Genomic DNA, 11,481 nt, shown 5'->3' with positions numbered 1-11,481 from the left:
CGCCGCGGTCGCGGCGAGCGCCGTGGCGCGGCGGGCGTCCGCCACGAGGTAGACGGCGGCGGCGGCGCCGATCGCGAGCACGAGCGCCGCGGCGCCGAGGACGCGGCGGTTCAGCCGCACCCGGGACGCGGGCGCCACGGGCGTCTCCGCGAGGAGCTTCTGCCGCAGCTCCTCGGCGAACTGCTGCGCGAGCCGGTCGGCCTCGGCGGCGCTCGGAGCCGGCGCGGCCGCGCGCGGCGCGCTCGGCCGGGAGGCGGAGGAGGGTCCGATGACGTCGCGGGTGGACTCGCCCGGGATCATGTAGAGGACGGACCGCTCCGCATCGGCGCGGAGCGGCGGAGGCGTCGGCGGGGCGCGCAGCGGGGGCGGGGTGGGCGGCGCCGCCGGGGTGCCGGGGCTTGCGTCGCTGTCGCTCGACGGGCCCGGTGCGGAGGGCGCGACGCGCGAGAGGACGGGCGGGGGAGGGCGCGAGCTCTCGGCGCCGGGCTCCGCCTCGTCGCCACCAGTAGCGGTCGAGGTCGGGGTCGGGTTCGGGGTCGCGGGCGCGGTCGGGCTCGCGGTCGCGGTCGGCGTCCCGGTCGCGGTCGGCGTCGCGGTCCGCGCCTTCCTCGAGATCCCGAGCGCGACCGTCGTCTCGTCATCGTCCTCGGCGGCGGCGCGCGCGGGCGCCGACGGCGGCGTCACCCCGAGCTGCCGCCGCGCCTGCTCCACCCAGCCGCGCACGCGTGTGTCGGCCGGCTGGAGCTCGAGGGCGCGCTCGAGATACGGCAGCGCCTCGGCGTGGAGCTTCTTCGCGAGCAGCGCCTCGCCGACGAGGTTGAAGGCGTACGGGCTCGACGCGTCGACCGCGACGGCGGCCTCGAACTGCGCGAGCGCGCCCGCCGGCTCGCCCGTCTCGAGGAGCGCGCGACCCCAGACCACGCGCCCGAGGATCGACGAGGGGTGGTGCTCGAGGCCGCGGCGGCAGACGTCCGCCGCCCGCGTCGCCTCGCCACGCTCGACGAGCGCCTTCGCGAGCTCGACGAAGATGCGCGACCGGGGATCTGCGGCGAGGATCTGCTCGTATTTCTCGACGATGGACGGGGGCATGCGGAGGGGCCTGGAGCCTACCAACCCAAGGTCGGTGCGGACAGTCTTCGTCCGCAACCCGCCGGCCGGGGAGGTCGGCGGAGGTGGGGGCGGCACCCCGCCACGCTCCGTTCACGTGCGTGTGTGGGCGGGAGTGCCCGCCAGAGGCGCTTGCAGAGCGGGGCGCGGCGATCGTTCGCGGCGGAGCGCTCGCTCTCGCGGACGCGACGTTGGGGTCCGGCGAGGAGCGGAACCCGCGCGGACGGCGCCGCGGCTCGTCCTTTGGCGCGCCCCGTTTCGCTGGCGGGGCTCACCTCCTGCGGTTACGGCGAGCGGAGCCCGGCGAAAGGACCGCCGATGGGCACCCTCCACGAGGTCCGGCACGTCAGCATCTCGATCGATCGCCCGCCGGGCGAGGTCTACGCGTTCGCGTCCAACCCGGAGAACCTGCCGCGCTGGGCCACGGGGCTCGCGGGCACGATCGCCCACGTGAACGGAGAGTGGATCGCGGACGCCCCGGCGGGAAAGGTGAAGGTCAGGTTCGCGCCGCGGAACGACCTCGGAGTCCTGGACCACGACGTCGTGCTGGCGTCCGGTGAGCGGGTTCACGTCTCGATGCGAGAGGTCGAGAACGGCGACGGGAGCGAGGTCGTCTTCACGCTCCTCCGTCAGGAGGGCATGTCCGACGAGAGGCTCGCGGAGGACGCGCGGTGGGAGGAGCGGGACCTGAACGCCCTGAAGCGGCTGCTCGAGCAGTGAGCTCCGGAATCGACGCTGATGATCGCTCACGCGCTGCTTGCGGCCCGCCCGCGGCGCCACTGCTTCAGCCCCTCTCGCAGGAGGAAGGCGGCGATCGCCGCGAAGCCGAGCAGCACGACCACGAACAGCCGGCTCTCGGAGGGGCCGCATTCGGTGCAGAGCCTCGGCGGATCGCCCGCTGGAACCGGGAAGCCGGCGTCGTCCAGCGTCGCCGCGAGCCGCGGCACCAGCTCGATGAGAACGCCGCGCAGACCGGCCTGCGCGGCCGAGCAGTCCACCGGGTCGGCGAAGCTCGCCAGGAACGGCCGCCCGCCGGTGCTCAGGCCCGCATAGAAGGTGCCGGCACGAACCTCCCGGCGGGAGTCGCAGACGAGCGTGGCATCGCGAAGCGCCACCCACTCTCCCGGGCGCGCCTCCTCGAGCGAGGTGCGCCGCGGTTCCGAAGGGAAGGCGAGCCACTGCCGCACCACCATGACCTCGAGCACCAGGCTGGCCGCCAGCGTCAGCGCCCCGAACACTGCGAGGCCGGCGCCGAGGCGGCGAGTCCACGGTCCGCCAGCGATCCGGTCCGCATGCAGGTCGGCCGCGACTCGACCGCGAAGCGCGTGAGTCTCGGGGTCGACGACGGCCAGTCGCCGCAACCCCGAGCGCACGACCCAGCTCATCGCGACGAGGTAAGTCGCCGCGAGTCCCACCGCGCCCCAGAGCGTCCAGCTGGCCTCGCTGTTCGAGTGGAGGCGATGCCAGGTGAGTCCGGCAACCCCCAGGCCGACCGCGAGCCCGAGCCAGGCGACCCAGCGTGATCGCATGACCGGGTTGGAGACGGCGAACGCGTTCAGCTTCGCCTGCCGCAGGCCCGGGTCGATGGCCAGCGCCGCCTTGAAAGCCCGGGCCGCGTCGTCGAGCCGGCGGAGCTTCATCAGCGCCACGCCGAGGTTGTTGAGCGTGAGCGGCCGCTCGGGGTCGAGGGTCAGGCTCGCCCGGTAGTGTGCCTCCGCCGTCGCGGGGGACTCCTTCAACCAGGTGTCGCCCAGGTGGGCACGGTACTCGTGCACCTCCGGAGCGAGCATCACCGCCTCCTCCGCAGCGGCTCGCGCCTCCCGGATCCGTCGCAGCGCAAGGAGCGCCATGGAACGTACGTGGTGCCCCCCGGGCGATCGAGGGTCGAGCCGAAGGGCCGCGCCAGCTGCCGCGAGCGCGGCCTCGTGGCGCCCTGCCTGCCAGAGCGCGAGCGCGCGAACCCGATGGAGCCACTCCGACGTCGGATGGAGCGAGAGACCGGCCTCGACGGCCGCCACGCCCTCATCGAATCGGCCCTGGCCACCGAGTGCACGGGCCAGCAGCCCGTGACCGCGTTCGCTCTCCGGCGCCGCCCCGAGCGCGTCGCGTGCGAGGCGCTCCGCCTCGGCGTGGCGCCCGACGGAGAGGAGGGCGTCGGCGTGATCCAGCAGCGGCTCGGCGTGGCGGCTCGTCAACGCGGTGTTCGTCAGTGGGAGGCGTTTCGCCGGCTCTTCGGACCTGGACTCATGGGGGATCGGAGGCCGCGCCGACCGTTGGCTCGGCCGGATGTTACTACGTCGCTCGCCGGCAACCGCCCGCGAGATCCAGGGCGGCCGCTGTATTGCCTCAGGTCGAGCGCGTACACGGCGCGCATCCCCGCCGACGAGACGCGTGCGCCGGGGCCGCGGCGCGCTAAGGACTCGCACGTGGAGAGCCTCTCGCCCCCGGAGGTTCGAGGTGGATCCTCACGAGGTCCTGATCCTGTCGCAGCAGGACGTGACGGCGCTCCTGCCGATGCAGGAGTGCATCGAGGTCATGGCCGAGGCACTCGGCGCGCTGTCGCGAGGTGAGGCGCATGTGCCCGTGCGGTCGATGCTGGCCTTCCCTGACGGCCGCGGGCTGCTCGCGGTCATGCCCGGTCTTCACCATGCCGCGGGCGCGTTCGGGCTGAAGGTCGTCGCCGTGATGCAGGAGAACGAGGGCACCGCGTTCGACTCGCACCAAGGCGCGGTGCTCCTCTTCGAGGCGCGCCACGGCAGCCTGCGCGCGATCCTGGACGGCAGCGCGGTCACCGCCATCCGCACCGCAGCGGTGAGCGCGGTGGCGACCCGCGTGCTCGCGCGGCCGGACGCCGGCGATCTCGCGCTCCTCGGGTCCGGAGTGCAGGCCTCCAGCCATCTGGAGGCGATGAAGCTCGTGCGGCGCCTGCGGCGGGTGCGCGTCTGGAGCCGCGACGTCGAGCACGCCCGCCGCTTCGCGACACGCGAGGGCGCCCGGCACGGGCTCGCCATCGAGCCGGTGCCGGACGCGCGCGAGGCCGTGGCGGGCGCCGACCTCGTGTGCACCGTCACCTCCTCGCGGACGCCCGTCCTCGCGGGCGCTTGGCTCTCTCCGGGCGTGCACGTGAACGCGGTCGGGACCGCGCTCCCGACCGCGCGCGAGCTGGACACCGAGGCGGTGCGGCGCGCGCGCCTCTTCGTGGATCGCCGCGAGTCGGCCCAGCACGAGGCCGGCGAGTACCTCATCCCGCTCGCGGAGCGGGCCATCACGCCCGATCACCTGCGTGGCGAGCTGGGCGACGTGCTCCTCGGGCGCGTCCCCGGCCGGACCTCTGCCGGCGAGATCACGGTGTTCAAGTCGCTGGGGCTCGCGATCGAGGACCTCGCGGCGGCCGAGCACGTGAACGCCAGGGCGCGCGCGACGGGGCGCGGCGTCCGGGTCGAGCTCGGTGGGCTGCGCGTCTCTGCGGACGCCCGCGGCCCGGCGTGAGCGAGAGATCTCGCAGCGGTCTTTCTCGGGGGCTCTACTCGCCGGCCCAGCCCTCCAGCGGCAGCCCCGCCGCGGACCTCACCGTCACCGCGGCGCTGCCGGCGTCGAACCCGTCGAGCGTGTCGTTGAGGTGGGCGATGATCTGGTCCGCGCTGAGGGCGCCGCTGTCCGCGGTGGCGTGGGCGTCGCCGACCAGGACCACGTCATAGCCCAGCGACACGGCGCGACGGCAGGTGGTGTCGACGCAGAACTGGCTCATGCAGCCGGCGACGAGGAGCCGCTTCACCCCGCGGCGATCGAGCTCCGCCTGCAGGGCCGTCCCGAAGAACGCGTCGCAGGCGGTCTTGCGGCACACCGCCGACGGGGGCGTGCGAGCCAGCACCGGGTCGAGCTGCCAGCCCTCGCTGCCCACCTCCAGCCGGTGACCCGGCCCGCCGTCGTGCTGCACGTAGATGACCGGGAGGCCGGCCGCGGCGGCGCGCGCGGCGAGCGCGCCGATGCGCTCCAGGATCTCCGGCCAGCGCGGCGAGGGCCGCTTGCCGGTGAAGATCCCCTTCTGCACGTCGATCACCAGGAGTGCGGTGCACGTCATCGACTGGCTCCTCACTCGCCCTGCCGCGGCTCAGCCGCGGATCATCGGGCTCCGCGCCGCGCCGGCGGGCAGGCCGCTGAGCTGAGCCCAGTGGCGGTCTCCGGGGAAGTGCGCCGCGAGGGCGAGCCAGGAGAGCGCATACGGCGCGAGCGCGAGCGTGTTCCCGGTCAGCAGGAACACGATGACCGCGGCGAGTGCACCGCCCTCGCAGAGGGCGCACGCCACGACGAGCCGCGCGACCGCGTCCGCCTCGGGTCCCGGCGGAAAGGCGGCGGCCGCGCCCCGCTGGGCGACGGCGCCTTGCGCAGGCCGCGCGATCCTCATCCGGACGGCCCAGAGCCACGACAGAGCCACGGTGACCACGGAGAGGACGAGCGAGCCCCCGATCAGCGCCGGCTCGGCGAGCGGTGCACCGAGCCCGGCCCCACCGCGTAGCGACACGACGAGGAAGAGCGCGACGCCGAGAAACACCGTCGGGCCCGCGAGAAGCGCCGCCCAGATGAGGGTCGCGACGACACGAGGACTCTGCTGCGCCATGCGCTTCCCCCCTCCGCGATGAGTCGAATACTCGACCCGCAGTCTACTCCGCGCTCAGGCTCCCGCGGACAGCGAACATGCTTCTGCGCGTCGATCACCACGAGCGCGGTGCGCGTCAGGGGCGGCACTCATCGGCGTGCGCCCGGAGGGCGCAAGACCTCCGTTGCGGGACGTTTGCTTCGAAGAGCGCTGACCTCCGGTGAAGGGGAAGCCCGGATGGCACGGGTGACTGCGACCGAGCGTTCAGCCACAATCGTCTCACCGATGGCCCCGGCTCCCGACCCGCATCAGCCCGTCATCGTCTCGTACCTGACCCTGCGCCGGGTCGTTGGCGTGCTGGGCGTGTCCCTCCCCGTCGTGATCGCGCTCTGGGGCTTCTCGATCCTCGGGGTCTTCCGCGTCCTGCCCTCGATCAGCGACTACTACGGCCTGCGGACGCGGGACGTCTTCGTCGGCACGCTCTTCACCATCGCCTGGTTCCTCTTCACCTATCGTGGGTACGAGAAGCGGGACGACGTCGCGGGCGACCTCGCCTGCGTCTTCGCGATCGGCACCGCCCTCTTCCCGAACACGGGGACGCGCCTCGAGCAGGTCGCCCACTTCGCCTCGGCCAGCCTGCTCTTCCTCGTGCTCGCCTACTTCTCGCTCTTCCTGTTCACGAAGACGAGCGGCACGCCGACCCGCATGAAGCGGGCGCGCAACGCCGTCTATCGCGCGTGCGGCGTGGTGATGCTCGCGTGCATCGGCCTCATCGGCCTGTACAAGCTCGCGCTCGACGAGACTCCCGTCCAGCAGCTGAAGCCCGTGTTCTGGCTGGAGTCCCTCGCGCTCTGGGCGTTCGGGGTCTCCTGGTTCGTGAAGGGAGAGACCCTCCTCAAGGACCCGTAGCGGGGGGCGGCGCGCGCCCCGGGATTCGTGTCCACCTGCGCGACGGGACCCCTGAAGCGAAAACGGCGAAGACCCTGAGGTCTCCGCCGTCTCCTCGAGCGTTCTCGCTCGGGTTCGGACTAGAACGGAATGTCGTCCGGCCCGCCGCCGCCGCCACCGCCGCCGTGGCCGCCGTCGTCCTCGAAGCCGCCGGGAGGCGTGAGCTCGTCGGGACCGTGACCGCCGCCGCGCGCGCCGCCGCCCGTCCCGCCGCCGCGGCCGCCGCCGGCGCCGCCGCCGAGGAAGCGGACCGTCTCGGCGACGACCTTCACCTTGTAGCGCTCCTGGCCGGACGCCTTGTCCTGCCACTTGTCGGTCTTGAGGCGGCCCTCGACGTAGACCTGGCGGCCCTTCGCCAGGTACTCACCGCACTGCTCGGCCTGCTTCCCCCAGACCTCGACGTCGTGCCACTCCGTCTCCTCCTTCTTCTGGCCGGACTGCTTGTCGGTCCAGGAGCGGGAGGTGGCGATGCGGAGGTTCGCGACCGCCTGGCCGCCGGACGTGTACCGGACCTCGGGATCCTTCCCGAGATTCCCGACGAGGATTACCCTGTTCACCATGGCGCCGCTCTCCTTTTCCGCGTGGCCGACGGCTTGTCCGCCGGCGTCTGAAATCGGCGGTATGTCCGCCGGCGTCGTGAGGCCGGCTCGTGGGCCGGCTTCGTCGAACTCGGCGGGCCGCGCACCGTGCGTCGCACGCCGTGCAGGTAGGTCTAGCAGGGCGCTCTGACGTCGCCCCCGGGATCGGCGCGCGGGCCTGCGGCCTCACCTTCGCGGCGTGGCCGGGGCCGTGGAGGCGGGCAGGAGGGCGGGCGCCGCGCGGACGGCGGCGCCGGCCTGGAGCGCCGCCTCGAGGCGCGGCTCCAGCGCCCGCGCGAACGCGCCCGCGTCCCCCGGCTTCTCGCCCGCCGCGCGCAGCGCCTCGCGGAACGGCCGCTCCCCTTCCTCTGCGGCGGCGAGCCCGCGCGCGAGGACCGAGATCGTCGCCTCCTGGAGCGGCGCGGGGGCGGCCCGCAGCGCCGTGAGGATCTCCTCGGGCGCGCTCGACGCCACGGCCCCCATGACCTCGGCGAGCGCGGCCCCGAGCCGGGCGTCGCTCACCGCCGCCGGCGCGAGCTCGAGGAGCCGCGCGAGCGCGTCGGCCTCGCCCTCGGCGGCGAGATCCCCGAGCGACGGGAGCACCGGCACGGGCTCGTCGGGCCCGAGCGCGGCGAGGAGCCGCCCGAGCGCCTGGGGGTCCGAGGTCGCGGCGTCGAGGAAGGCGCGCCGGGCCGTCTCGCCGTCCGGCTCGGAGAGGTAGATGCTCTCGGCGACCGCGAGCCGGAGGGCGGGGTCGCTCTCGGTGCGCAGCGCGGTGCGGAGGAACGAGACGTTGCGCGGGTCGGCGGCGCGTCCGAGGCCGTAGTAGGTGCGGACCGCGACGGCGAGATCGGCGGGCGTCGCCACCGGGACGGCGGTCCCCTCCGGCGCGTTCGCGAGCGCCACCGCGGCCTCGAGCCCCTCGCGCGTCCCGCCGCTCGCGGCGATGGCGGTGCCGAGCGCGTCCACCGCGCGGACGACGCCCGCGTGGCGGCCGGGGTAGTCGTTCACGATGACGGCGAAGGCGAGCGTCCGCCGCCCGGCGGTCTCGACGTAGCCGGAGAGGCTCGTCACGTTCTCGAGCGTGCCGGTCTTCGCGCGGAGGTGGCCGTCCGCGGCGGTGCCGTCCATGCGCCAGCGGATCGTCCCGTCGCGGCCCGCGACGGGCAGCGACGTCACGTACTCCGCCTGGAGCGGGAAGCGCGCCCACATCGCGCGGAGCAGGGTCACGAGCTGCCTGGCGCTGAAGCGGTTCGTGTCGTTCAGGCCGGAGCCGTTCTTCATCACGTAGGCGCCGCGCGGGACGCCGAGCGTGGCGAGGAACTCCCCCACCGCCTCGATCCCCTTCGGCCAGGAGCCCGGCGCGCCCTTCGCCTCCGCGCCGAGCGTCTTGACGAGCTGCTCGGCGACGAAGTTGTTCGAGTTCTTGTTGAGCCGGCGGACGATCTCCGCGAGCGTGTCCGAGGTGGCGACGTGGACGAGCTTCGCGCCGCGCGGCACCGCGCCGGTGTGGATGGCGCCCATGACCTTCACGCCGCGCAGCTCGAGCAGCCGCGCCAGCGTGTGGCCGAGGTAGCGCGGCGGATCGTCCACCCTCCGCCACACCGGCTGCACGCGGCTGCCGGCGGGCACGGGCCCGGAGATCACGATCCGCTGCCTGCCGCCGGCGAGCGAGGACTCGACGGTCACGTGGCGCCGGCCGCGGGGCCCGACGGTCCGGGTGCGGTTCACCACCTCGAAGAACGGGCTCTGCGGCTCGAGCTCCACGCGGCCCTTCTGGCCTCGGCCGGCGCCCGGACCGACGTAGACCGCGACGGCGTTCCAGTTGAGCGAGAGCGCGCCGGTGGGCGCGAGGTAGGACCGGTCCCCTTCCTCCTGGTCGTAGCCAGGGCCGTACCGCTCGGCGTCGAACCAGCCGTCGTCGAGCACGACGTCGCCGACCCTGCGGATGCCGAGGTGCGCGAGCTCGCCCGCGATCGCCCAGAGCCGCTCGGTGACGAGCGTGGGGTCCCCGCGGCCGCGGACGTAGAGGGTGCGCACCTGCGGCGAGCGAGCGGAGGGGGCGTCCACCAGGAACTCGGTCGCGAAGCGGTAGCCCGGCCCGAGCCGCGCGAGCGCGGCGGCGGAGGTGACGAGCTTCACGTTCGAGGCGGGGTTGAGGAGCACGTCCGCCTCGCGGGCGTAGAGCACGTCACCCGATGTCACGTCGGCGACGAGCACGCCCGCGCGGGCCCCGGCGAGGGCGCTGCCCTGGACGATGCTGTCGAGCGCGGCCTGGAGGTCGCGCTGCGAAGGGGGCTCTGCGGCGGAGGGAGCGGAGAGGAGGACGGCGAGGGTCGCGGCGGCGGCCCTGACGATGGCAGTCACGGAGGCTCTCTCTTACCGGAAGGGCGGACGCATGGACAGCGTGCGGGGCGCCAGGCGCGGGGAGAACGCCCGGCAGGGCGCCGGCATTTCCGGGGACGTGCGTTGACACGAGAGTCGGTCGCTCGCTAGCGTACGGGCCGTGAGACCGGGTCGCACGGAGGGCGTGGACGCACGGGTCCAGGACGCGCTGGACCGGTTCGAGCGATTTCTCGCGGGGAAGGACCTCCGCCTCACGGAGGCCCGCGCCGCCATCGTCGAGGCCGCGCTCGCGCGCGAGGGGCACTACCCGATCGACGAGCTCATCGCCGACCTGAAGCAGCGCGGCATCCGCGGCTCGAAGGCGACGGTCTACCGCACGCTCCCGCTCCTCGCGGAGGCGGGCATCCTGGAGCCCGCCATCCTCGCCGGGGAGACGCGCAGCTACGAGACGACCTTCGGCCGCCACCACCACGACCACCTGCGCTGCGGGCGGTGCGGCAAGGTGGTCGAGTTCGAGTTCGAGGCCTTCGAGATCCTCCAGCGGGAGGTGGCGACGCGCTACGGGTTCCGGCTCGAGAGCCACCACCACGAGCTCATCGGCACCTGCTCCGAGTGCGTCGCGCGGGAGTCCGTCGCGCGCGCGCCCGAGGGCGACGAGATCCCCGCCGCGAGCGGGCCCGCCGAGGGCGGACCCGCCGGGCGCTGAACGCTCGTCCGCAGCCGGCCGCGCGTCGAGGCCCCTCGCGCGCTCACGCGCCGATGACCCTGCGGGTCGCCTCCGCGTGCGCGAGCCGCCGCTCCACGCGCAGGGCGAGCTCGCGCCGGGCGCGCTCGACCGCCGGCCGCTCGAGCCCGAGGGCCCGCCCCACGATCGCGTCGAGCTCCCGCTGCGCCGGCCGCGCGAGCATGACCCGCACGTCGGTCGTGACCGGCGCCACGGCGAGCGCCGCGCGGACCGACGCGAGCTCCGCCTCGACCGCCGCGAGCGCCGCCGGCGCGGGGAAGGGGGCCGCGGCGAGGACGCGGCAGTCGACGTCGGCGATGGCCTGCGCGCCGGTGAGCTGCCGCGCGCCCGCGTCGATCGCGAGCCGCACCGGCGTCGCGCCGAGGACGAGCGCCACCTGCCAGGGCGGGAGCTCGCGCGGGAAGAGCGCGTGCCACTTCTTGTCCTCCCACAGCCCCTCCGCGTTCAGGAACGCGAACGCGCGCGCGGCCACCTTGGCGGGGTAGAGCACGGGCGCGGGTCCGCGGCCCGGCACGAGCCGCCACCAGGGGGCGCGCCCGGCGCAGGTCGGGCGGAGGTGGACGCCCGCGGCCTCACCGCGCCGCAGGTACGCGCGCGCCGCGCGGGACGGCTCGAGCGGCCGGAAGAGCACCCGGCCCGGCTCGGCGCGCTCCGGCGCGCGCGCCTCCTTGAGCGACGCGAGGAGCGGGACCACGTCCGAGGGCGCGAGCGCCACCTCGCCGAGGAGCGGCGACTCGAACCGGCCGCCGCCGAGCGGCCTGAGCTGGAAGAACGCGTTGCAGCCGGACTTCGTGCCGAAGCGGACGTCGCACACGTCGGCGAGCGTGCGCGCGCCCGCGGGCGCCGCCCGCGTCCGCGGTGCCAGCCGGAGCCGCGGCGAGGAGCTCCCCCGCGCGAGCGCCGCGAGCTCCGCGGGGGCGAGCGCCGCGAGCGGTACCGTCGCCTCCGCGGGCCGCGCGTCGCCGGCGCCCTCGGACCAGACGGACAGGAGCGTGTCCACCGACGCGGCGAAGCTCCCGGCGGCGCGCGAGCGCAGCCGGAGGACGAAGCCGCCCCGGGTGCGGGCGTCCGCGAGGAGCGGCGCGGCCGAGCGGGAGGTGTCGAGCGCGCGCGGCCACACGAGCGCGGCGACCGGCGCGCGCCGGAGCGCCACGGCGGCG

10 protein-coding genes and 1 pseudogene are annotated in these 11,481 nt (G+C 74.9%); 4 read left to right on the top strand and 7 right to left on the bottom strand.

All coding sequences use genetic code 11. The features are described from left to right. Positions 1-1,089 (bottom strand): tetratricopeptide repeat protein (locus tag MNZ29_RS21855; protein WP_242356714.1); only part of this gene is annotated, 1,089 nt, incomplete at its 3' end. A 336-nt stretch (positions 1,090-1,425) separates the two neighbouring features. Between MNZ29_RS21855 and MNZ29_RS21850 the strand changes: the two genes are divergently transcribed. Further along, on the top strand, positions 1,426-1,827 hold the full coding sequence (locus MNZ29_RS21850) for an SRPBCC family protein (protein WP_242341097.1): 402 nt from the start codon (positions 1,426-1,428) through the stop codon (positions 1,825-1,827). A 26-nt stretch (positions 1,828-1,853) separates the two neighbouring features. On the opposite strand, the gene MNZ29_RS21845 is transcribed toward MNZ29_RS21850, so the two are convergent. After that, entirely contained in the window at positions 1,854-3,302 is a 1,449-nt protein-coding gene (locus MNZ29_RS21845) for a tetratricopeptide repeat protein (RefSeq protein WP_242341098.1), read from the bottom strand. A 262-nt stretch (positions 3,303-3,564) separates the two neighbouring features. Between MNZ29_RS21845 and MNZ29_RS21840 the strand changes: the two genes are divergently transcribed. Further along, entirely contained in the window at positions 3,565-4,596 is a 1,032-nt protein-coding gene (locus tag MNZ29_RS21840; protein ID WP_242341099.1) for an ornithine cyclodeaminase family protein, read from the top strand. Between the two features lie 34 nt (positions 4,597-4,630). Here MNZ29_RS21840 and MNZ29_RS21835 read toward each other — a convergent pair whose 3' ends face one another. Continuing rightward, positions 4,631-5,188, bottom strand: coding sequence for a cysteine hydrolase family protein (locus MNZ29_RS21835; protein WP_242356712.1), 558 nt, complete (start codon positions 5,186-5,188; stop codon positions 4,631-4,633). A gap of 30 nt (positions 5,189-5,218) precedes the next feature. After that, positions 5,219-5,725, bottom strand: a complete 507-nt coding sequence (locus MNZ29_RS21830; RefSeq protein WP_242341101.1) for a hypothetical protein — start codon at positions 5,723-5,725, stop codon at positions 5,219-5,221. 264 nt (positions 5,726-5,989) lie between these two features. On the opposite strand from MNZ29_RS21830, the gene MNZ29_RS21825 reads away from it, so the two are divergent. Next, on the top strand, positions 5,990-6,613 hold the full coding sequence (locus MNZ29_RS21825) for a hypothetical protein (protein WP_242341102.1): 624 nt from the start codon (positions 5,990-5,992) through the stop codon (positions 6,611-6,613). A gap of 119 nt (positions 6,614-6,732) precedes the next feature. Here MNZ29_RS21825 and MNZ29_RS21820 read toward each other — a convergent pair whose 3' ends face one another. Continuing rightward, complete coding sequence (locus MNZ29_RS21820) at positions 6,733-7,212, bottom strand: single-stranded DNA-binding protein (RefSeq protein WP_242341103.1); 480 nt, start codon at positions 7,210-7,212, stop codon at positions 6,733-6,735. 204 nt (positions 7,213-7,416) lie between these two features. Then, on the bottom strand, positions 7,417-9,597 hold the full coding sequence (gene dacB / locus MNZ29_RS21815; protein WP_242356710.1) for a D-alanyl-D-alanine carboxypeptidase/D-alanyl-D-alanine-endopeptidase: 2,181 nt from the start codon (positions 9,595-9,597) through the stop codon (positions 7,417-7,419). Between the two features lie 139 nt (positions 9,598-9,736). Here dacB and MNZ29_RS21810 point away from each other — a divergent pair, with 139 nt between their 5' ends. Continuing rightward, on the top strand, positions 9,737-10,282 hold the full coding sequence (locus MNZ29_RS21810; protein ID WP_242356708.1) for a Fur family transcriptional regulator: 546 nt from the start codon (positions 9,737-9,739) through the stop codon (positions 10,280-10,282). A gap of 43 nt (positions 10,283-10,325) precedes the next feature. Here the strand turns inward: MNZ29_RS21810 and MNZ29_RS21805 are convergent. Beyond that, positions 10,326-11,481: pseudogene (locus tag MNZ29_RS21805) on the bottom strand (type VI secretion system protein); the annotation flags it as partial.

Source organism: Anaeromyxobacter sp. SG64 (assembly GCF_022690745.1).
Lineage (GTDB): Bacteria > Myxococcota > Myxococcia > Myxococcales > Anaeromyxobacteraceae > Anaeromyxobacter > Anaeromyxobacter soli.
The sequence above is the reverse complement of the archived record's forward strand: the minus strand, read 5'-3'. Positions and strand labels throughout refer to the sequence as shown.